The 25945-nt window shown below is 73.3% G+C and carries 15 protein-coding genes and 1 pseudogene; 11 read left to right on the top strand and 5 right to left on the bottom strand.

The window, feature by feature from the left end; genetic code table 11:
* Positions 1-208 precede the first annotated feature (208 nt).
* The 8 genes from Q1K57_RS13295 (at position 209) to Q1K57_RS13260 (ending at position 10710) form a co-directional block, all read left to right on the top strand.
* The gene (locus tag Q1K57_RS13295; RefSeq protein WP_300083412.1) at positions 209-4942 is read left to right on the top strand and encodes an NAD-glutamate dehydrogenase; all 4734 of its coding nucleotides are present in this window, start codon (positions 209-211) and stop codon (positions 4940-4942) included.
* Between the two features lie 68 nt (positions 4943-5010).
* Entirely contained in the window at positions 5011-5589 is a 579-nt protein-coding gene (locus tag Q1K57_RS13290; protein ID WP_300083410.1) for a GNAT family protein, read from the top strand.
* Positions 5590-5767: 178 nt separating this feature from the next.
* Positions 5768-6616 carry a PHP domain-containing protein gene (locus tag Q1K57_RS13285; protein ID WP_300083408.1) on the top strand — a complete coding sequence of 283 codons (849 nt, stop codon included), beginning with the start codon at positions 5768-5770 and terminating at the stop codon, positions 6614-6616.
* Positions 6617-6771: 155 nt separating this feature from the next.
* Positions 6772-7896, top strand: coding sequence for a tryptophan--tRNA ligase (trpS, locus tag Q1K57_RS13280; RefSeq protein WP_300083406.1), 1125 nt, complete (start codon positions 6772-6774; stop codon positions 7894-7896).
* Positions 7896-8753, top strand: coding sequence for a hypothetical protein (locus tag Q1K57_RS13275; protein ID WP_300083404.1), 858 nt, complete (start codon positions 7896-7898; stop codon positions 8751-8753). Before trpS ends, Q1K57_RS13275 begins: the two co-directional genes overlap by 1 nt.
* Before the next feature lie 172 nt (positions 8754-8925).
* Complete coding sequence (locus tag Q1K57_RS13270; protein WP_300083402.1) at positions 8926-9306, top strand: VOC family protein; 381 nt, start codon at positions 8926-8928, stop codon at positions 9304-9306.
* Between the two features lie 65 nt (positions 9307-9371).
* A complete protein-coding gene (locus tag Q1K57_RS13265; protein WP_300083400.1) occupies positions 9372-9899 on the top strand; it encodes a SigE family RNA polymerase sigma factor in 528 nt (175 codons plus the stop codon).
* Entirely contained in the window at positions 9892-10710 is an 819-nt protein-coding gene (locus tag Q1K57_RS13260) for a hypothetical protein (protein ID WP_300083398.1), read from the top strand. Before Q1K57_RS13265 ends, Q1K57_RS13260 begins: the two co-directional genes overlap by 8 nt.
* A 184-nt stretch (positions 10711-10894) precedes the next feature.
* Here Q1K57_RS13260 and Q1K57_RS13255 read toward each other — a convergent pair.
* The 3 genes and pseudogenes from Q1K57_RS13255 to ligD form a co-directional block, all read right to left on the bottom strand.
* Positions 10895-12127 (bottom strand): annotated as a pseudogene (locus Q1K57_RS13255) (DEAD/DEAH box helicase); the annotation flags it as partial.
* A gap of 247 nt (positions 12128-12374) precedes the next feature.
* Positions 12375-12605, bottom strand: coding sequence for a DUF3107 domain-containing protein (locus tag Q1K57_RS13250; RefSeq protein ID WP_300083396.1), 231 nt, complete (start codon positions 12603-12605; stop codon positions 12375-12377).
* Between the two features lie 90 nt (positions 12606-12695).
* Positions 12696-13610 (bottom strand): non-homologous end-joining DNA ligase, encoded by a 915-nt coding sequence (ligD, locus tag Q1K57_RS13245; RefSeq protein WP_300083394.1) that lies wholly within the window; start codon positions 13608-13610, stop codon positions 12696-12698.
* A gap of 57 nt (positions 13611-13667) precedes the next feature.
* On the opposite strand from ligD, the gene Q1K57_RS13240 reads away from it, so the two are divergent.
* The 3 genes from Q1K57_RS13240 to nudC are packed head-to-tail and all read left to right on the top strand — an operon-like array spanning position 13668 to position 20773.
* Complete coding sequence (locus Q1K57_RS13240) at positions 13668-16733, top strand: ATP-dependent DNA helicase (RefSeq protein ID WP_300083391.1); 3066 nt, start codon at positions 13668-13670, stop codon at positions 16731-16733.
* Positions 16730-19897, top strand: coding sequence for an ATP-dependent DNA helicase (locus tag Q1K57_RS13235; protein ID WP_300083390.1), 3168 nt, complete (start codon positions 16730-16732; stop codon positions 19895-19897). The genes Q1K57_RS13240 and Q1K57_RS13235 overlap by 4 nt, the downstream gene beginning before the upstream one ends.
* A 9-nt stretch (positions 19898-19906) precedes the next feature.
* Positions 19907-20773 carry an NAD(+) diphosphatase gene (nudC, locus tag Q1K57_RS13230; RefSeq protein WP_300083388.1) on the top strand — a complete coding sequence of 289 codons (867 nt, stop codon included), beginning with the start codon at positions 19907-19909 and terminating at the stop codon, positions 20771-20773.
* 124 nt (positions 20774-20897) lie between these two features.
* Here the strand turns inward: nudC and recD are convergent, their stop codons facing one another.
* Together recD and Q1K57_RS13220 are read right to left on the bottom strand one after the other, a co-directional pair.
* On the bottom strand, positions 20898-22622 hold the full coding sequence (gene recD / locus Q1K57_RS13225) for an exodeoxyribonuclease V subunit alpha (RefSeq protein ID WP_300083386.1): 1725 nt from the start codon (positions 22620-22622) through the stop codon (positions 20898-20900).
* Positions 22619-25945 (bottom strand): UvrD-helicase domain-containing protein, encoded by a 3327-nt coding sequence (locus Q1K57_RS13220; RefSeq protein ID WP_300083385.1) that lies wholly within the window; start codon positions 25943-25945, stop codon positions 22619-22621. Before Q1K57_RS13220 ends, recD begins: the two co-directional genes overlap by 4 nt.

The following is a 25945-nucleotide window of genomic DNA, read 5'->3' as shown; positions in this document are numbered from 1 at the left end:
TCGTCGGTCAGCATCGCGTGCACGGCGGTCGGATCGGCGGGGTAGCTCTGGGCTGCGGTGATCTTCATGCGTCCTTCCTACCGGATGCGTCCGTTCGGCGCCCACTCGCGAGCCATCGGCGGGGGGCCTCCGCCCCGGCGGAGTACGTTCCGCGCGGGCGCCACGGTAGGCTGGTCAACGGCAGTTGTGTTCAAGGAGGAGCGTCGCTGTGTCTGTTGACGAGAAGATTTCGTTTCCGGTGGGCGAGGCGGCGCAGATCATCGCGTCCGAGTTGCCCGACTTTCCTGAGCCGGCCGGCTTCGCCCGCGCCTGGTTCCCGCGGCAGATCGACGCCGGCGGCGTCCTGGTCGGCGAGCCGCGGCTCGCGGCCTCCCACGCGCGGCTAGGGGCCGTCCGCGCCCCCGGCGAGGACCTCATCGCCAGCTTCACCCCCCGCGAGGCCACCGACGGGTGGGGGGTGCGGGGATCGACGATCCTCCAGGTCGTCACCGACGACCGGCCGTTCCTCGTCGACACGGCCACCCTGGTACTGACCGAGGCCGGCTGGACGGTGCGCGGGCTCCACCACCCGATCCTCTCCGTCACCAGGGACGCCGCCGGTCGCCTCAGCGGCGTCGGCGCCGGCGGCGCCTCCGAGTCGTGGATCACGATCGAGGCCTACCCGCCGCTCGGCCGGTCGGCGGACGCGGAGCTGCCCGGCGTCCTGGAGCGGCTGCGGGCCGGACTGGCGGCGTCCCGCCTTGCCCACGACGACCGCCCGGCCATGTTCGAGCGCCTTCGCGCGGCCACCGCCGCCCTGGAGGACACGCCGCAGCCGGCCTCGGCGCGCGAGGTGGGGCGCATCACCGACTTCCTGGGCTGGGTGTCCGACGGCAACCTCGAACTGCTCGGCTACCGCGAGTACACGGTCGACGCCAGCACGTTCACCCCTGTCGCGGGCACGGGGCTCGGCATCCTGGCGGGCGACGTGACCGATCCCTTCCACGCGGTGCCGGACGCCGCGGCGCCCGAACTGCTCGTCGTCACCAAGGACTCGCGGCGCGCCCCGGTGCACCGTAACGGTTACCTCGACTACGTGGCCGTGCGGGTGTTCGACGGCGGCGTCCAGGTGGGGGAGAAGCGCTTCCTCGGCCTGTGGAGCGCGAGTGCCTACTCCGAGCCGGTCGACCGCATCCCTCTCGTCGCCGACAAGGCACGCCATGTCTGGGCGGCCCTCGGCATCACACCCGCGACCCACGCCGCACAGGTCGCCCAGGACGCCTTCGCGACCCTTCCCCGCGAGGAGTGGTTCTCGGCCGGCGTCGACGATCTCGCAGACCTCGTCCGCACCATCGCTACCGTGCAGGAGCAGCGGCAGACGCGGCTGCTGCTCCGCGAGGGCGCCTACGGCCGCTTCTGGTCCTGCCTCGTCTTCGTGCCCCGCGACCGTTACCGCACCCTTTTCCGCGAGCGCGTGAGCGCCATCCTTCTCGAACGGCTCGGCGGCGAATCGATCGACTTCCGCGCCCTCGTGAACGAGACCGCGATGGCCCGCCTCCTGCTCGTCGTCAAGCGTCCGGACGCCGCCGCCCCCCTCACCGTGGACGTCGCCCGCTTGGAGGCCGACGTGATGGCCGCCGCGACCACGTGGGACGACGAGTTCAGCGCCATGGCCGACTCCTTGCCCGCGCAGGAGCGCGGCGTCGAGTTCGGCGAGGCGTACGAGTCGGAGTACACGGTCAGGCAGGCCCTCGCCGACCTCGCGCTGGCCAACGAGTTGACCGACCCGGGCGACCTCCGGTTCGCCGTGTACGCTCCCGACGACCCCGACGACCCAGCCACGCTGCGGTTCAAGGTTGTCACGGGAGAGGCGATGTCGCTCACCCGGGTCATGCCGTACCTCAACGCCCTCGGCGTCACCGTCACCGACGAGCGACCCTACGAGTGGGATCTGCGCGGCAAGCCGCTCTACGTCTACGACTTCGGCTTCCACCTGCCCGACGGCGACACCGCCGCCGACTGGGACGCCGCCGACCGTGCGCGGTTCGCCGAGGCTTTCCGGGCGTCCTACACGGGCGCCTGCCACGCCGGCGAGATGAACCGCCTCGTCATGGGGGCGGGCCTCACGTGGCAGCAGGTCACCTGGCTGCGCGGCATCGCGCGCTATCTGCAGCAGGCAGGAATCCCGTACTCGCAGGTGTACGTCGCGTCCGCCCTCAACGCGAATCCGGACATCGCGGGAGCACTCGTGGCGGCGTTCGAGTCCCGGTTCGATCCGGACCAGCACGCGACGCCTGAGGCGCGCGAGGAGGACTTCGACGCCGAGATCGCCGAGATCCTGCGCGCCCTCGACGCCGTCGAGAGTCTCGACCAGGACCGGATCCTGCGCATGTTCGTGGCGGTCATGCGCGCCATCGTGCGGACGAACGCGTTCGCCGCCGACCAGCCCGCCCTGGCGTTCAAGATCCGGCCGACGGAGCTCGGGTTGCTGCCCGAGCCGCGGCCGGCGCACGAGATCTTCGTGTATAGCCCGCGCGTGCAGGGCGTCCACCTGCGGTTCGGGGCGGTCGCCCGTGGCGGCCTGCGCTGGTCCGACCGGCGCGAGGACTTCCGCACCGAAGTGCTCGGCCTCGCGAAGGCGCAGATGGTGAAGAACACCGTCATCGTCCCGGTGGGTGCCAAGGGGGGCTTCGTGCCGCAGCGGCTGCCCGACCCGCGCGCCGACCGCGCCGCCTGGCTCGCCGAGGGGGTCGCCTGCTACGAGATCTTCGTGAGCTCACTGCTCAGCCTCACCGACAACCTGGTCGACGGCGCAGTCGTGCCGCCGCCCGATGTCGTCCGGCACGACGGCGACGACACCTACCTCGTCGTCGCCGCCGACAAGGGCACGGCCACCTTCTCCGACATCGCCAACCGCATCAGTGTCGAGCGCGGCTTCTGGCTGGGCGACGCGTTCGCCTCCGGCGGTTCGGTCGGCTACGACCACAAGGGCATGGGCATCACCGCCCGCGGCGCGTGGGAGTCGGTCAAGCGGCACTTCTTCGAGCTCGGCATCGACTGCCAGACCGCCGACGTCACCTGCATCGGCATCGGCGACATGGCGGGCGATGTGTTCGGCAACGGCATGCTGCTGAGCGAACACATCCGGCTCGTCGGCGCCTTCAACCACCTCCACGTCTTCCTCGACCCGAACCCGGACGCCGCCGCCTCCTTCGCCGAACGCAAACGGCTGTTCGAGACGCCGCGCTCGACGTGGGCCGACTACGACCACCACCTGATCTCTGCCGGCGGCGGGGTCTGGCCGCGGACGGCGAAGTCGATCCCGATCGGCCCCGAGGTGCGGCAGGCGCTCGGGCTGGCCGACGGCGTTTCGTCGCTGACACCCAACGAGGTGATCAAGGCGCTGTTGTCCGCGCCCGTGGACCTGCTGTGGAACGGCGGCATCGGAACGTATGTGAAGGCGTCCACTGAGACCGACGCCGAGGTGGGGGACAAGGCGAACGACGCCGTCCGGGTGGACGGGCGCGACGTGCGGGCGCGGGTGGCGGGCGAGGGCGGCAACCTCGGCTGGACCCAGGCCGGACGCATCGAGTTCGCGCACGCCGGTGGAAGAATCAACACCGACTTCATCGACAACTCGGCCGGCGTCGACACCTCCGATCACGAGGTCAACATCAAGATCCTGCTGCAACCCGAGGTCGCCGCCGGACGGCTGGACGCCGATGCGCGGGCCGAGCTGCTGGCGTCCATGACGGACGAGGTGGCGCAGCTGGTGCTGGCGCACAACGTCGACCAGAACCTGGCGCTATCGGTGGGGCAGGCGCAGTCCGTGGAGATGGCGAGCGCCCAGGAGCAGTGGATGCGGACCCTCGAGGCCGACGGTCTGCTCGACCGCGACCTGGAAGGACTGCCGAGCCGCGCCGAGATGGCCCGCCGCATCGAACACCACCAAGGGCTGACCCGGCCCGAGCTCGCGGCGCTGCTGGCGTGGACGAAGATCCGGCTCGAACAGCTGGTGCTCGCCTCCGACCTGCCCGACGACCGCTACCTGGCCGACCGGCTCGTGACGTATTTCCCCAAGGCGCTGCGCGAGCGGTACGCCGACGCGATGGCCTCCCATCCGCTGCGCCGCGAGATCGTGACGATGGTGACCGTCAACCGGTTCGTGAACTCCCAGGGGATCTCGGCCTACCACCGGCTGGCGGAGGAGACGGCGTCCGATGTGCGCGAGATCGTGCGGGCGCAGCTCGCAGCGCGCAACGTGTTCGCGGTGGCGCGCGACGAACTGTCCCTGCCACGGCTGGGGCTGGACGCCGACACGGAGATCCGGATCCGGGTGGAACTGCAGCGCATGGTGGAACAGACGACGCGCTGGTGGCTGCTCAACCGGCGCGGCAATCTCGACATCCTGGGCGAGTCTGCGGCGTTCACCGAAGCCGTGGCGGCGCTGCGCGCCGACTTCGAGCAGCTGTGCACCACCCGCCAGCGGGAGCACTACGAGGCCGACCTGGCCTGGTACCGCGAGCGCGAGGTGCCGGCTGAGTTGGCCGAGGGGATCGCCAAGGCCCGCGGCGCGCACCTGACGCTGCCGGTTGCGCAGCTGGCGAGCGAACTGGGGCTCGACGTGCGGCTCGTCGCGCGGGTGTACTTCGCGCTCGCCGAACGCCTCGGGCTGGACCGTCTGCTCGAGCGGGTCAACGAGCTGCCCCGCGTGGACCGCTGGGACACCATGGCCCGCGCGGCACTCCGCGACGACCTCGGCCGGTTGCAGGCCGACCTGACGCGCGCCGCTCTGGCGGTCGGCTCCGACGCGTCGGACGCCGCGGGCGTGGTGGCGGCGTGGGAGGAGTCCGTGGGCGGCGTCGCCCGCGAGGCGGCCGAACTCGCCGAGATCACCGCGGACGACACGTCCTTGGCCCGCATGTCCGTGGGCCTGCGGACCGTCCGCACGCTGCTCGTCTGATCCGCCGAGAGCCCCGGGTTTATGCGCCGAGAGTCCCTCGCACCGCCTGCTTCGGTGACACTGAGCCGGTGGGACTCACTGATCTTCGCTGGCCGCGCCGGACGGCGCGCCTGGAGTTGCGGCCGTTCACGATCGCGGATGCCGAGGCCGTGTTCGCCTACCGAAGCCTGCCCGAGGTGGGGCAGTGGCTGTCCGGACTCCTCACCGACGTCGAGTCGCTCCGGGCGCGGGCGGCGGACTGGCAGAGCGCCCAGCTCGTCATGCTTCATCAGGGGGAGGTCGTCGGCGACCTCATGCTCAGGATCGAGGACGCATGGGCACAGGCTGAAGTGGCCGAGCACGGCAGGGGCGTCCAGGCGGAACTGGGTTGGGTCGTCGCGCCGTGGGCCCAGGGCCGCGGCTTCGCGCGCGAGGGGATCGCCGAGCTGCTCGTCGTCGCCTTCGACGAACTCGGGCTGCGCCGGGTCACGGCGAACTGCTTCGCAGCCAACGAGGCCTCCTGGCGCCTGATGGAAGCGTTCGGCATGCGTCGCGAACTCCACGCCGTCGCCGAGAGCCTCCACCGCGACGACGGGTGGCTGGACGGCTACGGCTACGCCCTCCTGGCCGACGAATGGCGTGAGCGGCGGCGTCCAAACGCCGTGTGACGGTCGGGGAGCACCCCCGTGTTGCGGTTGGGGCTCACAAAGAAGGCGCTCCAGCGCCCCATCCGTGAGCCCCAACCGTCACACAGGGGAGGGCCCCGACTGTCACACGGGGGGGCGGGTGATTGGGGGACGCCGTGGGCGGAGCTGGGACGGGGCGTGGGGATGGTTGACTGGAACCATGCGCATCGACCTCCACACGCACTCGCTGGTCTCCGACGGCACGGACACGCCCACCCAGCTGGTACGCAAGGCGGCCGAAGCCGGGCTGGACGTCATCGCGCTCACCGACCACGACACCTTCGACGGGATCCGTGAAGCCAAACTGGCCGCAGAGCGCGCCGGCATCGACGTCCTGGCCGGCGTCGAGATGTCGACGCAGCTGAACGGCAACTCCGTCCACCTCCTCGGCTACGGGTGCGATCCGCACGACCATGCGCTTCTCGATGAGCTTGCCCGCGTGCGCGTCGGCCGCTCCGACCGGGTGCCCGCCATGGTCGCCAAGCTGTCCACGCTCGGGCTGCCGCTCACGGTCGAGGACGTCCTGGCGCAAGCGGGGGGTGCCTCCCTCGGACGCCCCCACGTCGCCGACGCGATGGTCGCCAAGGGCTACGTCGCCACCCGCGACGAGGCCTTCGCCGGCTACCTCCACGATGGGGGGCTCGGCTACGTCGACCGCTACAGCACGCCGCTCACGACCGCCATCGACCTCGTGCACGGCGCTCATGGGGTGGTCGTGCTCGCCCACCCGTGGGGACGCGGCCGGCGCGAGGACCTGCCCGAGGCGTATCTCACCGAACTGGTCTTCGAGCACCGGCTCGACGGGGTCGAGGTCGACCACCCCGACCACGACGACGACACCCGCGCCGCGCTGCGCGCCTTCGCTGAATCCCTCGGTCTCCTCACGACCGGTTCGAGCGACTACCACGGACTCGGCAAGACCCGGAATCCGCTCGGCGCCCACTCGACGCACGCCGACGTCCACGCCGAGATCGTCCGCCGCATCCGGTCTCGCGGCGGCCAGCCGTGACCGGCGGCGTCCGGTCTGGGGGTAGGGTGAGTCCCATGCAGAGCAGGGGGTGGTGGCGGCCGTGACGACGGCCTGCTGATCCACCCTGCACGACGGCCGTCCCGCGGGCGGCCGTTTCGCATGCTTGCGGGACCTCACTGACAAGGAGTAACCCCATGACCGACCAGGTCACCGACACGACCGAGGCCACCGAGGACGCCCTCGCCTCCTCCACGTCGGACGCCTCGCTGCGCCGCTCCGAAGAGCGCAGCCGCGCCATCGAGGAGCAGATCGCGCGAGACCCGTCCGGCTTCCGGATGCTCACGGGCGACCGCCCCACCGGCCACCTGCACATCGGCCACTATTTCGGCTCGCTGATGAACCGTGTCCGGCTCCAGGACGCCGGCGTCGAGACCTTCGTGCTCGTCGCCGACTACCAGGTGATCGCCGACCGGGACGGCACCGGGCCGATCCACGAGCGCGTCACCTCGCTCGTCACCGACTACCTCGCCCTCGGCATCGACCCGGCGAAGACCACGATCTTCGCTCACAGCCAGGTGCCGGCGCTCAACCAGCTCATGCTGCCGTTCCTGTCGCTCGTCTCCGATTCGGAGCTCTACCGCAACCCCACCGTCAAGGCCGAGCACGAGGCGACGGGCGGACGCCCCATGTCCGGGCTCCTGCTCACCTACCCCGTGCACCAGGCCGCCGACATCCTGTTCTGCAAGGCGAACCTGGTGCCCGTCGGCAAAGACCAGCTTCCGCACCTCGAGCAGACCCGCGTCGTCGCGCGCCGGTTCGACGAGCGCTACGGTCGCGTCGATCCGGCCACCCCCGTCTTCCCGCAGGCGGAGGCGCTGCTGTCGTCGGGGTCGCTGATCCTCGGCACCGACGGCACGAAGATGAGCAAGAGCAAGGGCAACACGATCGAGTTGCGCATGAGCGCGGACGAGACCGCGAAGATCCTCAAGAAGGCCGTCACCGACTCCGACAGGTTCATCACCTACGACCCGGTGAACCGGCCGGAGGTGTCCAACCTGCTGACCCTCGCGGGCCTCGCTTCGGGGCGCGATCCGGTCGCCATCGCCGACGAGATCGGCAACGGTGGCGGGGGTGGTCTCAAGAAGTACCTCATCGAGGCGCTGAACGAGTTCTTCGCGCCGATCCGGGCGCGGCGGGCCGACCTGGAATCCGATCCCGGCCACATTCTGGACGTCCTCCGGCAGGGCAACGCCCGCGCCAACGAGGTCGCCGACGCGACGTTGGCCGAGGTGCGCCAGGCGATGGGAATGGCCTACTGATGCCTGCGCGCTGGCTCGTGAGCCGCAGGGTCGGCGTCCGCGGGTTCTGGGGAGCTGTCGCGGTGCTCCTGTTCGGCTACGCCGCGACGCTGGCCCTCGCCGACGCGGTGCGCGCGCCGAGCGTGCCTTCGGTGGTGTTGTTCGTCATCCTGCTCACGTTCTTCGCGATGGCGGTGGTGCTGGCTTTGGAGTCGGTGTCGTCGGGGTTGCTGCGCCTCGGCGCCGACGGCTACCGAACCCTTCTCGGACGCCGCCGACGCTGGTCCGAGGTGCTCGCCCTGGGAACCGGGCGCGTCGACGGGCGGGACGCCGCGGTGGTCGCTGTGCGCGCCGACGGCGGCGGGCTGGTCGATCAGGATGCTTTCACGGGGTTCGCCGAGGACGAGACCGCCCTGGTCGTCGCCGCCCTCCGCGAACGGGCGCCGGTGACGCCCGGCTTCCGCGAGGTGGTGGCGGGCGCCGACCACTGGCGTGCCGTCGAGGCCGAGGCCGATCGGGCGTCCGCCTCGGCGAGGGAGGTTGCGGGCCGGACGCCGCTGGTGCGCGAACGCGTCGCCTACGGTTTCCCGGGGCTCGTGGACACGATTCGGCTCGATTACGGCACGAACGCGGCGGGGGAGGGCGTGGAGATGCTCGTCCGCGACGGTGTCGACCTGGCGCTCGTCACTCACGGACGCCGCTGGATCCGGCAGACCCGACGCCGTTCCGCGTACGCACCCACGCAGGTCGGGTTGCTGTTCGGCGAGCACGCCTCGGTGGTCGAGGGGGCGACCGCCGGGGGCTTCGACCGCCTCGTCGTGACCGTCCCCGGCCGGCGCGATCTCGTCTTCAACGCCGAGGAACCCGACCGGTTCTGAGGCGTCCGTCGCCTCCAGTTTCCGTCGCCTAGAGTGGTCCGGTGCCGACCTCGGAACCTGCTCCCGCAACCGTCGACGACCGCCCCGAGCCGCCCGCCACGGCCGGAGAGGCTGATGCGACGCTCGGGTTCCTCGGCGTCCTGCGAGCTACGATCGATGGGAGCACGGGCCAGTGAGACCGCGCCTCGAGGCCACATCGGTGTCGATCTCGTCGCCGCGGCCCCCCGAGTTGGCCGCGTTCTACGCACGACTGCTGGGTGTCGCGGTGGCGGCGTCCGAACCGGGCTGGGCCCAACTGCGGCCCGAACCCGGACGCCTCCGCATGACTCTCAACTTCGAGCTCGACGAGCTCCACACCCCGCCCACGTGGCCCTCGGTGCCCGGCGCGCAGCAGCCGCAGGCGCACCTGGACGTGTGGGTCGACGACCTGGACGCCGCCGAACGGTGGGCCCACCACTGCGGCGCCACGACGCACCCCCACCAGCCCCAAACCGACGTCCGGGTGCTGCTCGACCCCCATGGCCACCCGTTCTGTCTGTTCACCGCGCACTGACCGGGGGCGACGGCGTCCAGAGTGTCAACCTCGCCGCCCTGCTGTTCGTAGGACAGAGTGTGACCGTGGCGACCCGAACACGGGACGAGGAGTTCACGGACTTCGTGCGCGAGGCCCGTGCCACGCTCATGCGCTCCGCGGTGCTCATCGCGGGCAGCCGCACGGCGGGGGAGGACCTCGTCCAGGAGGCGCTCGTGCGCGCCTACGTGCGCTGGGGGTCGATCGAGCCGGCCACGGCAGTGGCCTACATCCGGCGCATCATGGTCAACCTGGCGACCGACCAGTTCCGCCGCCGCAAGCACGAACCGGTGGCCATGGATCTGGACGGCGACCGGGCGTGGGCGGAGGCGCCGGCGTCGGCCCGGGATATCGGGGCGGTCGACGACCGCGCGGACATCGTCGGGCGCCTGCGCGTCCTGAACGCGCGGGAGCGGGCCATCGTGGTCTTGAGGTACTACTTCGATCTGTCGGAGATCCAGGCGGCTGAGGAAATGGGCGTGAGTGTGGGCACCATCAAATCCACCTGCAGCCGCGCGTTGGCGAAGATGCGGGCGGCTCCGGGCTACGCGACCCCTGGGGGACACCATGGGTGACTTCGACGACGAGTTCGGCCGTTCCCTCTTCCGCGATGAGGCGACCGGCGACGCGGCCTGGGGGGACTTCGCCCGCCAGATGCGGCAGGCACCCATGCCCGAACTCACGGACGCAGCCATCGCGGACGTGATCGCGCGGGGTCGTCGCGAACGGCTCCGGCGCATCGTCTTCCTCAGTGTCGCCGCGGTCCTGGCGATCGCGCTCGGCGTCGCGACGATCGTGACGCTCGACGCCTGGCAGCGCGACCGACAGGCCGTCCCCGGACCGAACCCGCTGGCCAGCGCGTCGGCCACCGCCTCGCCGACGAGCGAGCCGTCGCCGGTTCAGTCGACGAGCCCCACGGCGGCCTCCACGGCGACGCCGTCGCCGAGCGCCGCCACGGGCACCCTGACGCCGCCCACGGGGACGCTCGTGAACGCCGCCGATTATCTCGACGAGTCGATGGGTGCCGGCCACTACTACGCCGTCGCGCCGTCGGGCAACATCGCGTGCGGGATCTTCACCGATGCCCTGGGCGGCATCCAGGCGGGCTGTCAGGCCAACTACCCGGTCGCGCAGGTCGACTGCGGTGCCAATCCCGACTTCGCCCAACCCCTCGCCACGTGGGACGCCGCCGGTGCCCTCAGCGTCACCTGCACGTCCGAGGGCATTTTCCGGCCTTCGACGGCCGCCCGGCCGTTGCCGTACGGGTCAAGTCTGACGGTCGGTGACTACACGATGACGTCGACCGAGCAGGGTGTCTGGATGGTCCGCAGCGACGGCACCGGGTTCCGCGTCAACCGCGGCGAGGGCATCGTCAGCTTCCGCTGACCTCGCCCTGGGCCGCCTGCTGCTCGCCCTGGCCCTGGCTTTCGCCCTGGCCACGGCCGCGTCCGCGGCCACCGCGGCGACGCCGCCGGCGAGGCGCCCCGTCCTGCTCGGACCCGGGGGACGCCTCAGCAGCCTCCGCGCGCGCCGCATTCTCGACAGGCGCCGGGGCCGCACCGGCGGCGTCCGACCCCTCGACGGGCTGGCCGTTGCGGAGGCGACGGCGGTTCCGGTCGCGCTTGGGGCGCTCCTCGCGGGGCTTGCGCTCACGGGGGGCGGCTTCCTCGCGCGGACGCGGCTCGCGGAGGCGACCCTTGGTGCCGGCCGGGATGTGGAGGTCGGCGAACAGGTGCTCGGAGGTCGAGTAGGTCTCGGGCGGCTCGGGGAAGTCGAGGTCGAGGGCCTTGTTGATGACCTTCCAGCGCGTGACGTCGGCCCAGTCGACGAGGGTGACGGCGACGCCCTTGGCGCCCGCGCGGCCCGTGCGTCCGATGCGGTGCACGTAGGTCTTGTCGTCGTCGGGGCACTCGTAGTTGATGACGTGGGTGATGTCGGCGACGTCGATGCCGCGGGCGGCCACGTCGGTGGCGACGAGCACCTTGACGCGGTCCTCGCGGAAGCGGGCGAGCGCCTTCTCGCGCATCACCTGCGACAGGTCGCCATGGATGGAGGTGGCGGCGAAGCCGCGCTCCTCGAGGTCGTCGGCGAGCCGCTGGGCAGCGCGCTTGGTGCGGGTGAAGATCATCACCTTGCCGGCGTGGTCGGCCTGGAGGATCTTGCTGACGATCTCGGGCTTGTCGAGGTCGTGCGCCTGGTAGACGAACTGGGTGGTGTCCGGCACGGTGGCCTGGGCGTCGTGCGCCTCGGCGCGGATGTTGACCGGCTGGCTCATGTGCATGCGGGCCAGGCCGGCGATGGCCGAGGGCATGGTCGCGGAGAACAACAGCGTCTGCCGGGCGGAGGGCGTCCGGGCGATGAGGCGCTCCACGTCGGGCAGGAAGCCGAGGTCGAGCATCTCGTCGGCCTCGTCGAGCACGAGGACGCGTACGTGGGACAGGTCGAGGGAGCGGCGGTTGGCCAGGTCGAGCAGGCGGCCGGGCGTGCCCACCACGACGTCGACGCCAGACGCCAGCGCGTCGAGCTGCGGCTCGTACCCGACGCCGCCGTAGACGGTGAGGATGCGCGCGGCCCGCACCTGCGAGGCGTCGGCCAGGTCGCCGGCGATCTGGAGGGCGAGCTCGCGCGTGGGCGTCATGATGAGCGCCTGCGGCTTGCCGGGGTGCTCGAGATCGGCATATGCCTCGTCGGTCGGAACCGCGATGCGCTGCAGCAGGCTGACGCCGAACGCGAGTGTCTTGCCCGTGCCCGTGCGGGCCTGGCCGATCATGTCCGTGCCCGCCAGCGCGATCGGGATCGCCATGGACTGGATGGGGAAGGGGTGAACGATGCCCTTGTGGGCGAGGGATTCGACGATTTCGGTGCGGACGCCGAGGTCGTCGAAGGTGGTCTGTGTATCTGCCTGGGGCAGGTCCGAGATGGTCAGCGTGGTGCCTCACTACTCACCGGCCGCGAGGCCGGGCGGAACACCGCAGGGACGGGGCGCTCGCACTGGGCGCGCCCATCGCCGCGGGGGCGCGCGGGTGCACGCGCCGCACGCAGTCTACCGGTCAGGCGGTGACCGCGCCGAACCCCACCGGCCGGGTGTGTTCGCTGCCCAGGTCCACGTAGGCGATCTGCTGGGCCGGGATGAGAACCTTGCGGCCCTTGTCGTCGGTCAGCGCGAACACCCCGCCGGACGCGATCGCCGCGGCCAGTTGCTCCTCCAGGGCGGCCGCCGTGGCCTTCGTCTCGAGCGAGACCTCGCGCTGCACGTTGCGGATACCGACCTTGACCTCCATGGGCCCTCCTTCTGATCGCCGCCCACCCTAGCCGGGGCGCCGCCGTTGCCGGCTGGTCTTCGCCGCGGGCGAACGCCGCAGAGGAATGATTCAGGCGGGCAGGACGCCGCGGGCGCCGGTGAGCAGCGGGGCGAACAGGTCGCCGTGGGCCTCCACCCGGTCGAGCACGTCGGCGGCCTCGAACCGCAGCGGCGAACCGCCGGCGGCGGCGTCCTCGACCTCGTCCCAGGCGAGCGGGGTCGAGACGGTGGGGGCGTCCTTGGCGCGCAGGGAGTAGGCGCACACCGTGTTGCGGCCGGCGAGGTTCTGGTTGACGTCGACGAGGATCTTGCCGGGTCGGGCGGCCTTGGCGATCTCGGTGAGGAACAGCTCGGGATGGGCCGCGGCGAGCCGCGCGCCGAGGGCGCGGGCGTACGTGATGACCCGGCCCGCCGGCGTCGGTTCGAGCGCGGCGTAGAGCTGGAGGCCCTTGCTGCCGGAGGTCTTCACGTGACACAGGAGCCGGTCGTCGGCGAGTGCGCCGGCCACGAGCAGCGCGGCGGAGGCGATGAGGGGCATGGCGACGCCGGGCCCCGGGTCGAGGTCGAGGACGAGCTGGTCGACGAGGAGTTCCTCGGTGAGCTCGGTGGCGGACGCGCCGGGCGCGGCGCGCCACTGGTGGGTGTGGAGTTCGAGGGCGGCGAGGTTGGCAAGCCACACGAGGGTGGCGAGGCTGTCGACGAGGGGGTAGTCGATGTCCTCGCGGCTGCCGGCGACGTGGTGGACGGTGACCCACTCGGGCGTGCCGGCGGGCACGTTCTTCTCGAAGAACGACGGCGCCTGGGTGCCGTTCGGGAACCGGATCCGGGTCACCGGCCGGCCGGCCAGGTGGGGGAGCATGACGGGGGCGATCCGCCGGTAGTAGTCGATCACCTCGCCCTTGGTGAAGCCCGAGGGGTAGAGGACCTTGCCGAGGTTGGTCAGCTTGAGCGTCCGGCCGTCCACCTCGGTCGTCACGTCGGTCATGGCGGCCAATCTAGATTGTCGGCGGGGTGTGGTGGGATGGCGAGCATGATCAATCCGGTGGCTGACGCAGCTGGCCCGGTGCTCGTCCTCGGCGCGGCGGCCACGGGGAAGACGACGCTGCTCGTGGACGCCGTCGCTGCCCGCATCCGCGCCGGCGCGCTGCCGCCGCTGGTGTTCGCGCTGACGCGCCAGGCGGCGTCCGAGTTGCGCGACCGCATCGTGCGCGCGGCCGGGCGCACCACGCTCGCCCCGCAGGTCATGACCGTGCACGCCTTCTGCCTCACCCTGCTGGCCCGGTTCGCCGACGCGGAGGACGCCGCGCCCGGCCTGCTCACCGCCCCCGAGCAGGAGTTCCGCATCCGGGAGCTCCTGCTCGGCAGCCCCGCTCCCTGGCCGGCCGAGCTCGAGGCCGCCCTCGGCACCCGCGCCTTCGCCACGCAGGCGCGCGCCGCGCTCGCGCGGGCGCGCCACCTGGGTCTCGACCCCCACGAGCTCACGGACGCCGCGGCTGCGGCCCGCGAACCCGGCTGGGGGGCGCTCGGGGCGTTCATGGCCGAGTACCTCGACGTGCTCGACGCCGAACAAGCGCTCGACTACGCCGAACTCGTCCATCGCGCCCGGCTGCTGCTCGAACGGCCGCCGGTGCTCGCCGCCCTGCGCGCCGAGATCGCGGCCGTGTACGTCGACGAGTGGTGCGAGCTCGACCCCGCCCAGATCGGGCTCGTCCGGGCGCTGGCCGGCGACGCCCTGCCCGTGGTCGCGCTCGCCGACCCCGACACCGCCATCTACCGCTTCCGCGGCGCGCACCCGCGCGCGGCCGCCGAGTTCGGCCCGCTCTTCGGCGACGGCTCGGTGGCACCGCGGGTCGTTGCGCTCGGCGTGGCCCACCGGCGTCCTCCCGAGCAGGTGGCCGCCTGCACGGCCGTCGCCCGCCGGCTCGGGGTGCCCGCCCTCGAGGCAGGCGCGGTGCAGGCCTACCGGGCGGCGACGGGCGGGGGTTCCGGGCGCCTCGACGTGTGCACGTTTCCCGACTCGGCCACGGAGGCCCGCCACATCGCGGGTGAACTGCGCGCCGCCCACCTCGACCACCAGGTGCCGTGGGGCGACATGGCCGTGCTCGTGCGATCGGGGCGCACGCAGTTGCCGCCACTCGCCCGCGTCCTCACCGATGCCGGCATCCCCGTCGAGGTCGCCGGCGACGAGATCGGTCTCGGCGCCGAGCTCGCCGTCCGGCCCCTGCTGGTCGGCCTCGAGGTGGCTGCCGCGGGCGGCGTGCCCGATGCCGACCAGGCCACGCGGCTCCTGACCTGTTCGTGGGGCGGGCTGGACGCCGTCGCCCTCCGTTCGCTGGGGCGCCGGCTGCGGGCGGCCGACCCGCGCGCGGTCGGAACCCCCACCGACGAGCTGGTCGCCCAGGCGCTGGCGGGGCGGCGTCCCCTGCCCGACGGGGCCGACGCGGTCGCCGCGCGCCGCGACCTGCTCGCCCGGGCTGCCGCGCTGGTGGCGGCAGGGTCGCGGCCCGAGGCCGTCCTGTGGGAGCTGTGGTCGGGCACCGACTGGCCCGAGCGGCTCCGTGCCGACGCCGTGCGCGGCGGCGACGCGTCCCCGCGGGCGCACCACGACCTCGACGCCGTGTGCGCCCTGTTCGACCTCGCCCGGGAATCGCTCGGCCCGGGCGGCGAGGCGGGCGTCGCGTGGTTCGTGGCGGAGGTGGCCAACCAGCAGATCCCGGCCGACTCGCAGCGCGAGGCGGCGGTCGCGGGCCGCGGCGTCCGGCTGCTCACGGCCCACCGGGCCAAGGGTCGGCACTGGAGGTTCGTCGTGGTCGCCGGGGTGCAGGAGGGCGTCTGGCCCGACGTGCGGCGGCGCGGCTCGGTCTTCGACCCGCAGCGGCTCGGAGCCGGGGCGACGGGGGCCACCCTCGGGGCCGGGATCACCACGCGCGACCTCGTGGCGACCGAACGGCGGCTCTTCCTGCTCGCCTGCTCGCGCGCCGAGGGGCGGCTGCTCGTCACCGCCGTCGAGGGCACCGACGGGGAGGACGACCGGCCGTCGAGGTTCCTCACTGAACTGGGGGTGCCGGTGCGCCACCTGCTCACCGCCCCGCCCCGGCTGCACACGCTGCGCGCGCTCGTGGCCGAGCTGCGGCGCGTCGCGCAGGACGCCACGGTCTCTGAAGGACTGCGGGACGCCGCCGCCGCCCGCCTCGCGCGTCTCGCGGACGCGGTCGACGACGACGGTCACCCGCTCGCCCCGGACGCCGATCCGGCCCGGTGGTGGGGCGTCCGGGAGCCCACGGGCACCCGCGCGCCCGCCGGCGAGGGGCCCATCCGGCTCAGCCCGAGCCAGGTCGAGTCGCTGCTCACCTGCCCGCGCAAGTACTTCCTCGCGCGGGAAGCCCGCGCCGAACCGCCGCGGGAGATCCGCACCATCCTCGGCTCGGTGATCCACGCGGTGGCCGAGCGGGCGGCCTCGGGCGAACTGGGCCCGGGCGACGTGGACGCCGCGCTCGACGGGGTCTGGGCCGACATCCCCTTCCCGGCGGCGTGGCTGTCGGCGTCCGAACGGGCCGAGGCGGACGCCGCCGTGCGGCGCTTCCTGGCCTGGCAGGAGGGGCACGACCACGCCGATCTCGTCGGCGTCGAGGTGCCGTTCGCGGCCGAGGTGACGGTCGACGGCCGGCAGGTGAGGCTCGTCGGGGCGGTCGACCGGCTGGAACGGCGCGAGGACGGTTCGCTCAAGGTGGTCGACTTCAAGACGGGCCGCACCAAGCCGTCGCAGGCGGCCGCCGAGGCGACGCCCCAGATCGGGGTGTACCAGTTGGCGGTCGAGGCGGGCGGGTTTGGCGAGCCGGCACCGAGCGCGGGGGCGAGCCTGGTCTACCTGCGCGTCGAGGACGGCGAGAACTGGCCCAAGGAGTTCCGGCAGCCGTCGCTGCGCGAGCGGCCGCACCTCACCGACGATCCGGCCGAGCTCGCCTACCCCACGTGGGTGCATCACCAGGTTGCCCGGGCGTGCGACGTGCTCGAGGCCGGCCGTTTTGACGCGCAGCCGGGCGAGCACTGCACCTACTGCCCGGTGCGGTCCAGCTGCCCGGCCCGCAGTGGGCAGGTGGTCTCGTGAGGCGCTTCACCGACGTGGCCGAGGTGTCGGACGCCCTCGGCATCGGTTTCTCCGACCAGCAGCTGCGCGCCATCGCGGCACCGCTCGAGCCGGGCGTCATCATCGCCGGGGCGGGCTCGGGCAAGACGACGGTCATGGCCGCGCGGGTCGTGTGGCTCGTGGGCTCGGGCCAGGTGCGCCCCGAGGAGGTGCTCGGCCTCACGTTCACGCGGAAGGCGGCGGCCGAGCTGAGCGGCCGCGTCCGGGTCGCCCTCGCTCGGGCGGGCGTCGTGGACGCCGAGGGTCTCGACGACGCCGGCGAGCAGCTCATCATGACCTACGACGCGTTCGCCGCCCGGCTCGTCGCCGACCACGGGCTGCGCATCGGCGTCGAGGGAGAGGCGCGGCTCATCACCGGTGCCGCGCGGTTCCGGCTCGCCTCCCGCGTCGTGTCGGCCGCCCCGGGCCCGTTCCACCAGCTGGCCCGGCTGCGCCCCGACAGCGTGACCGACCGCGTCCTCGCCCTCGACGGCGACCTCGCGGCGCACCTCGTGGACAGCGACGCGCTGGTGGACCACGCCGACGAGGTGCTGCGCGGGGTCGCCGGCTCGCCGCTCTCGCGGCGCAAAGAGCTCTACGCGTCGATGAAGCAGGCGGCGTCCGTGGCGGCCGAGCGCGTCGAGCTGGCCGGGCTGGTCGACGGCTACCAGCGGCTCAAGCGTTCGCTCGGCGCGGTCGAGTTCGCCGACCAGATGGGCGTGGCCGCGCGGCTGGCGCGGCTCGTGCCCTCGGTGGGGGCGTCGCTGCGCCAGCAGTTCCGCGTCGTGCTGCTCGACGAGTACCAGGACACGTCCAGCGCCCAGGCCCAGCTGCTCGCCCAGCTGTTCGGCGGCGGTCACCCCGTCACCGCCGTCGGCGACCCCTGCCAGGCGATCTACGGCTGGCGCGGCGCGGCGGCGGCCAACATCATCACGTTCGCCGAGCAGTTCCCGCGGGCCGACGGTTCGCCGGCCGCCCGGTACGCGCTCACCGTCAACCGGCGCTCGGGGCAGGTGATCCTGGACGCCGCGAACGCGCTCGCCGCGCCGCTGCGCGCCGACGAGGAGCTGCAGTGGGACGGCATCGACGTCGACCTCGTGGCACCCGAGGGCACGCCGCCCGGCGACATCACCGTCGCCTCGTTCGACACGTGGCCCGACGAGGTCACCTGGGTGGTGGACCGCATCGTGGCCAGCCGCGAGACGGGGCTGGCGCCGCGGTGGTCCGACATCGCCGTGCTCGCGCGGCGCAACGCCCACATCCGGCCGCTGTACGCCGCGCTGGCCGCCCGCGACGTGCCCGTGGAGATCGTCGGCCTCGACGGGCTGCTGCAGGTGCCGGAGGTGGCCGACGTGGTGGCCGTGCTGCGCGTGCTCGCCGACGCCACGGCGAACCCGGACGTCATCCGTGTGTTGACCGGGCCGCGGTGGGCCATCGGCCCGGCCGACCTGGCGGTGCTCGGACGCCGCGCGCGCGAGCTCGCCGGCGACGACCGGCCCGTCGACGACGCGACCGCCGCGGAGGAGATCGCCGCGATCATCGATGCGACGACGTCGGCCCGGGCGCCGTCGCTCGCCGAGGCGCTCGGGGACCTCGGCGACGGCCCCTACACCGCCGAGGGGCGGCGCCGGCTGACGGCGGCGGCGTCCGAGCTGGCGGCGCTCCGGGCGCGGGCCAACGCGCCCGTGACCGAGCTGGTGCGCCGCGTCATCGCCACGCTCGGGCTGGAGGTGGAGTGCGGCCTGCGCGGCCCCGACGGCCTGCGGCAGCTGGACGCCTTCGTCGCGCAGGTGGCGGGCTACGCCGACATCGACGGCGATGGGTCGCTGACGGGCCTGCTGGGCTGGCTGCGGGCCGAGGAGGAGCACGGCGTGGGGCTGGAGCAGCCGGTGCCGACGCGCGACGACTCGGTCAAGCTGCTCACCATGCACCGGGCGAAGGGGCTGGAGTGGGAGGTGGTGTTCTGCCCGGCGCTGGCCGACAAGGTGTTCCCCTCAGACCGGGTGCAGGGCAACTGGCTGCGGAACGCCGCCGTGCTGCCGGCCGACCTGCGTGGGGACGCCGCCAACATCGCGCAGCTGGCCGACCTGAGCGACGCGGCCGCCAAGGAGTACGCGGAGGCGCTGAAGGACGAGGCCCGGCGGGCGGACGATCGGCTCGCCTACGTGGCCGTCACCCGCGCCCGGCAGCACCTGGTCGCGACGACGCACGCGTGGTCGGAGCTGCTGCGGCCCCGCGCCGTCTCGCCGTACCTGCGCGTGTTGGAGCGGTTCGCCACCGAGGTCGACCATCGGGACGTGTCCGCCGAGAACCCGCTGGAGGCGGGCGGGCGGGCGGTGGAGTGGCCCGTGGCGCTCGACCCGGCCGGCCGGGAACGCCGCGTGCGTGCGGCGCAAGCGGTGGCGGCTTACCGCACCGGCGGCGTCCGGGAGGAGGAGCCGCTGCCGCTCGACGAGGCTGCGCTCGTGGCCTCCTGGGACGCCGCGGCCGACGTCTTGCTCGCTGAGGCCGCCGCCAGGCGGCGAGGGAGCGAGGTGGCGTTGCCGCCCTACCTGTCGGCTACCGCACTCATCGCGCTCGGGGCGGACGCCGAAGGGTATCTCGCCCAGGTGAACCGGCCCATGCCGAGGCCTCCGCGACCGGCGGCGCGGACCGGCGAGCGGTTCCACGCGTGGCTGGAGCGCCGCTTCGGCTCGCCGGCGAGCCTGCTCGACGACGGTCCCGACGACGGGGCGCCGGTCGACGCCGACCTCGCGAGCCTGGTGCAGGCGTTCGAGGCGGGTCCGTTTGCGCACCGGACGCCGCAGGCCACGGAGGTGCCGTTCTCGCTGTTCCTGGGCGGCACCGTCGTCCGAGGCCGTATCGACGCCGTCTTCGAGGAGTCCGACGGCCGAGCCCCGGCCGGGGCGGCTGATCGAGGACAGGCGTTCCTCGTCGTCGACTGGAAGACCGGAAACGCCGCGGGCGCCGACCCACTGCAGTTGGCGCTGTACCGGCTCGCCTGGGCAGAGCTGCAGGGCGTGGACGTGGACTGCGTGGACGCCGTGTTCTGCGACGTGCCCACCGGCCGGATTGTCCGCCCGGCGCGCCTGGTGGGCCGGGTCGAGTTGGACGCGATGGTGAGGCGTGCGGTCGCAGCGCGCTAGTTTGGCGGCGTGGAGCCCTGGGTCCCTGACAGCCGTTTGGATCGCGTCCTCGCCGGGCGCGCCGATGTCCCCGCCGTGGCGGCGTGGTGGGCCGACCCGACCTCGCGTGTTTTCGGGGTCGACGACCAATCGTTCGTCACGGCGACCGACGGCGAGCTCCGGTCGGAGCGGCCGCGCGGCGGCTACGTGCCCGAGCGGCACCTCCTCGTCGGGCTGGTCGATCAGGCGGCGTGGTTCGTCGCGGAGGCGTCGGACCTGTCTGGGCAAGGGGAGACAGCGTCGCTGCGCGAGCTGGCCACCGGACTCGACGAGACGATGGCCGACGTGGTCACGACGGGCGTGGCGCTCGTGAACTGGCACCGGGTCGCTCCCCACTGCGGGCAGTGCGGCGCCATAACGCAGGTGCGCGAGGGCGGCCACCAACGGTGGTGCCCGGTGTGCGAGCGGCCGCGCTTCCCGCGGACCGACCCTGCCGTGATCGTCGCCGTGCTGGACGCCGACGACCGGCTGCTCCTCGCCCACCAACGTGTCTGGGACACCGGCCGCGTCTCGATCCTGGCCGGGTTCGTCGAGGCGGGGGAGTCGTTGGAGCAGGCCGTGCACCGGGAGATCGCCGAGGAGTCCGACCTGACCCTCACCTCGCTCGCCTATGTGGGCAGCCAACCGTGGCCGTTTCCGCGGTCGCTCATGCTCGGCTTCGTGGCCCGTGCCCAAGGCACCGAGATCACAGTCGACGGCGAGGAGATCGAGTGGGCGCGCTTCTTCAGCCGCGAGGAGCTGGCCGCTGCTGTCGCCGCCGGTGAGGTCAAGCTGCCCGCCAGCGTCTCCATCGCGAGCCGCATCATCGCTGAGTGGCGGGCCGGACGCCTGGCCTGAGCGGCACGATGGGCGGGGCACGTCGGGCGCTTCGACTCAATTGATGCGCTCGCCATTGTCACGCCCATTCGGGTGCTTCGGCCGTGACACTTCCCAACCGATGCCCGGCCCGACGCGCCTCCCGTCAGGTGAGCCGACGCGCCAGGCCGCTCATGCGTCGAACGGGATGCGTGACCGCCTCGCGGACGGCGTCCGCCGAGCCGACGAGCAGCACCGACGACTCCGCCCGGGTCACAGCCGTGTAGAGCAGTTCGCGCGTCAGCAGGGGCGAGCCGACGGGCGGCAGCACCACGCTCACGTGCGCGAACTGGCTGCCCTGCGCCTTGTGAACCGTCATGGCATGCACGGTGGTGAGCCCGTCCACCACGAAGGGGGAATGGCTGCGTAAGTCGTCGCCCTGCCGGAACCAGGCCCGCGGCCCTGTCGCCGAATCGGCGATCAGCACGCCGGTGTCCCCGTTGTACAGGCCGAACTCGGGCGCGTTCGCTGTGACCATGACCGGCCGGCCGGTCGCGAACTCGCCCTCGGACGCCAGCTCGGGCGCGGCCTCGGACAGCCAGGCGACGACCTGCCGCGTCCAGTGCTGGACGCCGAAGGGACCCCGCCGATGCCCGCACAACAGCCGGTGCTCGTCGAGCGCGGCCAGCGCGGAACCCACCGAGCCGGACGCCGCCGCCTCCAGGAGTCGCACCCCCGGCTCCACCACGCGCTGCCGGAGCCGTGACGCCGCCGACGGGCCGTCGGCGAGGGACACCTCCTCGCCGCCGGCGCCCAGGACGGCGAGGGCGGCGTCCGGCTCTCCGTCGCGGATGGCCCGGGCCAGCGCCGCGATCGTCCGGTTGAAGCGGTGGTTCCGCTCGAGCCGCGCCACCACGCCTTGCGTGGCCGGGGCGCGAGCGATGTCGGCGAGGACCGAGCCGGCGTCGACCGAGGCCAGTTGGTCCGGGTCGCCGACCAGCACCAGGCGGGCCGTCGGCTTGAGGGCCGCCAAGAGCCGGGACATGAGGAGCATCGACACCATGGACATCTCGTCGACGACCACCACGTCATGCGGCAACGGATTCGTGGCGTCGTGCACGAAGCGGTTGCGGGAATCCGGCCGCCAACCGAGCAGCGTGTGCAGGGTCGCCGCGGTGAGGCCGACCGAGCGCAACGACGCGGTCATCCGCGCCGCGGCCTTGCCCGTGGGCGCGGCGAGCGCGACGAGAGCGTCCGGTTCGGTGGCCCGCAACTGCTCGATGAGCAGCCGGATCGTGTGCGTCTTCCCCGTGCCGGGGCCACCCGCGATCACCGACACCCGCTGGCCGAGCGCCAGCAGGATCGCCGCCTGCTGCTCATCGGTGGCCCCGCTCGCCGGGACGGCCTCGGCAGGCGGGGCCGGCGCAGGCTCGACCGGCACAGGCTCGATCGGCACAGGCTCGACCGCCGCAGCCAGCCTGGCGAGGAGGCCCAGACGAACGGCTTCCTGGTCGCCGAAGTGGCGTTCGAGGTACAACGCGTCGTCGGCGAACCGGAGCGGCCGCTGACCCGGTGCCCCGTCGCCCACGGTCACGGCGGGGCTCGCCCGGAGCGCGTCCAGCCAGCCGGACTCCTCCGGCCACAGCACCTCGGGGACGTCGGCGACGGCGTCCTCCCCGAGACCCAACTCGCGCACGCGCGCCCACTCGAGGCAGATCGAACCCGACCGCAACGCCCGCACCGTGAGGGCCAGCGCGAGATGGACGCGCTCGTCGGCCTCCCCGAACAAGTGGGCCAGTTGTTGGGCGGGGTGGACGTCGCCCCACGTCAGGACGCCGGCGGCAGAGAAGGCGGCCAGGAGCCCGCGGGAGCTCACGGCGATGTCGGTCATGCCTCACCTCCGGCGAGCAGACGCGAGACGGCCAGCACGAGCGCGGCCGGCGGCTGCCACGTGAACACACCCAACGGTGCGCCGCCGTCGAGCGGGGTGTCCGCGCCGGCCATGCCGCGCACGAAGAGGTAGGCGACGCCGGCGAGGTCGCGTTCGGGTTCGTAGCCCGCCAACCGCAACGCGAGGAACCGGTGCAGTGCCACACAGTAGAGCAGCGCCTGCAGCGGATAGTGCTGCGCCATCATCGCCTCGGCCATTGCGGCGCGCGTGTAGTGCCCGACCGTCAGGGTTTCTCCCGCCGGTGCGAGCCGGTTCGTCTTGTAGTCGACCACCAGATACCCCCGTCGCGGGCTCACCCCGTCGAGCTTCAGCACCGCGTCGATGGACCCCGTCAGGAACCCCAGCAGCCGCTGAGGAGCGAGCAGCGGGTGCGCCAGCCGGGTGGGGTAGTCGACCAGCGGGTCGTCGGGGGGCAGATGCGCCGTGAGCAGAGCCGCCACGTCGGCCAGGGTGGCGTCGGGGCTCGTCAGGGCGAACTCGAAGTCGAGCTCGGCCAAGCGGTGATCGGGGCCGAAGTCACGCAACACCGCGCCCGGCGCCAGCGGGCCGAGGGGCGTCTCCAGCGACGGCACCAGCGCGGCGGCGAGTGTGGCGGCGTCCACCCCGGCGACCGGCCAGCGTGCCAGCCCGGACGCCGTCGCCTCCGCCAGGCGGTCGAGCCAGTCGGGTCCGGAGGTGTCCGCGTACTCGTAGACGGCGTGCACCAGACTGCCGAACGCCGGCCCTGCGGGCAGCCCGTCCATCGGCGAGGGCGTCGCCGACGGCGCGTCGGACTGTTCGGCGGCGAGGGTGGCGACCACGTCGGCGTCCAGCTCGGGCTCGTCGGCGACGAACGCCGCCTCGGGGGCGGCATGCGCGAGTTCGTGCGCGGCGGCCGTCAGCCCGGAGTAGGAGGTGCGGCGCCAGACGCGATCGATCGTGCGGTTCCAGGGCCGCACGCCCAGCGTAGGCGGGATGCTCTGTGCACGCCCGGGGGCCGGGGCGTCCGGGGCACCCAGCACCGCGACCGCGACCTCGGTTCCCGACAGCGGGGCCACCGCGCGGGGGCTGCCGCCGGACTCCAGGCCCGCGCTCGGGTAGGCGAGCGCGGGCCGTACGGGGCCCGCGGCGTCCCGCTCGGCATGCAGCAGCCGGTGGAGCGGAGCGGCGGCCACCCGCCAGTGGTGCGACCACCAGGTGACCACATGCGACTCGGCCCGCGTGAAGCCGACGTAGAGCGCCCGAAGCGCCTCGTCGCCCTCCTCCATCAGCCACGTCGTCCAGCGTCCGTCACGGCCTTCTCCGGCGCGGCCACCCACGTCGATCGTCCGGCCCGTCTCACCGGGCACGATGAGCCGGCCCCCGTCGTCGACCGGGTCGCGGGTCACGACGCCCGCTTCCGGCAGCAGCACGACCGGCCATTGCAGGCCTTTGGCGCGGTGGATCGTCATGATCTGCACGGCGTCGGCGTCCGTCTCGAGGCGACGCGTCCGCTCGGCGTCGCCGGAGGCCAGCGCGATCTCGGACGCCAGCCACGCGGCCAACTCCCGCGGCCGTGCCACATCGCCTCGCGTGCGCTCGTGGAGGATCTCCGCGAGGTGCCGGTGGTCGGTGACCAGCCGCTCGCCCCCCGGATGGCCGAGCAGGCGTGCGGACAGGTCGGTGTCGGCCTCGACCGCGGCGAGCAGCGGCCACACGCCACCGCGTGCGAGCACCCGCGCCCACGTGTGCACGAGCAGGGACCAATGGGCCGTCCGCGTCTCGTCGGCCAGGGCCAGTTCGGTGAGCGTCGCCCCGACGAACGTGGTCAGCCAGGCGCGTTGCAAGTAGGGGCGGCGCCTCCGGTCGAGCGCCCGCAGCAGCGCGAGCCAGTCCCGGGCGGCGTCGGAGGCGAACACCGAGGCGGTCCCGGAGAAGGTGGCCGCGATGCCGGCCGACGTGAGCGCTTCGGCGAGAGCGGCCCCGCGACGGTTCGACCGCACCAGGACCGCCACGTCACGTGGGCGGAGCGCTCCACCGGCGACCGGCCGCAAGGGGGCGGCGTCCGACAGCAATCCGCCGACGACGCCGACGAGGTCGGTCGCGATCTCCTCGTTGGCCTGCCAGGGGCTGACGGCGTCGTCGTGCTCGAACGTGCGTATCTGGACGCCGCGCTCCCACGGCGTGCCCGGCTCGCCGCGGAGCCGGGGCGCGTGGGCGGCGACCACGTCGGGAACGTCGATCTGCTCGCCGAGTGCGAGCCCGCCGAACAGGGTCGCCACGCCGGCGACCACGCCCGGATCGGAACGGTGGTTGGTGCGCAGCGTCGTGAGGGCACCCGCCTGCCGGGTGGCGCGCGTGTACAGGTGCACGTCGCCGCCGCGGAAGCCGTAGATCGCCTGTTTCGGGTCGCCGATGAGCACCACCGTGGACGTCGGCGCGAACGCCTGGGCGAGCACGCTCCACTGCACTGGGTCGGTGTCCTGGAACTCGTCGACGAGCACGATCGGGAACCGGTCCGCGAGCCGCCGCCGCGCCAGCGGTCCGGTCACGGGGTCGGCGAGGGCCGCATCCAGCCTCGTCAGCTGGTCGTCGAACGAGTAGAGCCGCAGGTCGGCCTTGCGGCGCGCGACCTCCTCCCGGACGCCGGCGGCGAAGGCCACCCGCTCCCGCACGGCGACGTCTCCCTCGAGCGGGGCGATCGACGCCGGGTCGGCCACAGCATCCCGGGCGATCTGCCGCGCGCCCGGGTCGTCGCTCGGGCGACCGGCGCCGAAGGGGAACGGCGGCCGTTGCCGGGTGCTCGCGTAGCGCTGCACGTAGAGGTCGGCTGCCGCCTCGTCGGCGAGCCAGCCGAGGTCCTCGGTGAGCGTGGACTGCGGCGTCTGCGGCGCCAGCACCCCCAGCCCGACGAGCATCGCTTGGCAGAACTCGTGGGTGGTCATGATGGTGGCCCGGTCGAAGTCGGCGAAGGCACGGCGCAGCAGCGCGGCGCGCTCGGCCACCTCGGCGGCCGGCGCGGCGGCCAGGGCCGCGTCCACCGGGTCGGCCGGCGGGACGCCCCCCGCCGCGGCCGTCAGTGCCTCCGCGCTCGACCGCAGGCGCTCGCGGACGCGCAGGCGCAACTCCGCCGTCGCCGCGCGCGAGAACGTCACCAGCAGCAACTCGGGCATCGCCGCCCGGCCCTCCGCCAGGAACCGCGCCGCGAGGGCAGCGATCGCATAGGTCTTGCCCGTCCCCGCGGAGGCCTCGAGCACGGTGACCCCCGTCGGCAGCGGCCCGGTGAGGTCGAAGGTCGTCGTCAT

The sequence above is a fragment of the Propioniciclava sp. genome, from assembly GCF_029977985.1.
Lineage (GTDB): Bacteria > Actinomycetota > Actinomycetes > Propionibacteriales > Propionibacteriaceae > Propioniciclava.
The sequence above is the reverse complement of the archived record's forward strand: the minus strand, read 5'-3'. Positions and strand labels throughout refer to the sequence as shown.

Excerpts from the sequence above, each read along its gene's own strand:
- Q1K57_RS13285 (WP_300083408.1), top strand. The coding sequence starts at position 5,768 with ATGCGCATCGACCTCCACACGCACTCGCTGGTCTCCGACGGCACGGAC.
- trpS (WP_300083406.1), top strand. The coding sequence starts at position 6,772 with ATGACCGACCAGGTCACCGACACGACCGAGGCCACCGAGGACGCCCTC.
- Q1K57_RS13275 (WP_300083404.1), top strand. The coding sequence starts at position 7,896 with ATGCCTGCGCGCTGGCTCGTGAGCCGCAGGGTCGGCGTCCGCGGGTTC.
- Q1K57_RS13260 (WP_300083398.1), top strand. The coding sequence starts at position 9,892 with ATGGGTGACTTCGACGACGAGTTCGGCCGTTCCCTCTTCCGCGATGAG.
- Q1K57_RS13250 (WP_300083396.1), bottom strand. The coding sequence starts at position 12,605 with ATGGAGGTCAAGGTCGGTATCCGCAACGTGCAGCGCGAGGTCTCGCTC.
- ligD (WP_300083394.1), bottom strand. The coding sequence starts at position 13,610 with ATGACCGACGTGACGACCGAGGTGGACGGCCGGACGCTCAAGCTGACC.
- recD (WP_300083386.1), bottom strand. The coding sequence starts at position 22,622 with ATGACCGACATCGCCGTGAGCTCCCGCGGGCTCCTGGCCGCCTTCTCT.
- Q1K57_RS13220 (WP_300083385.1), bottom strand. The coding sequence starts at position 25,945 with ATGACGACGACCTTCGACCTCACCGGGCCGCTGCCGACGGGGGTCACC.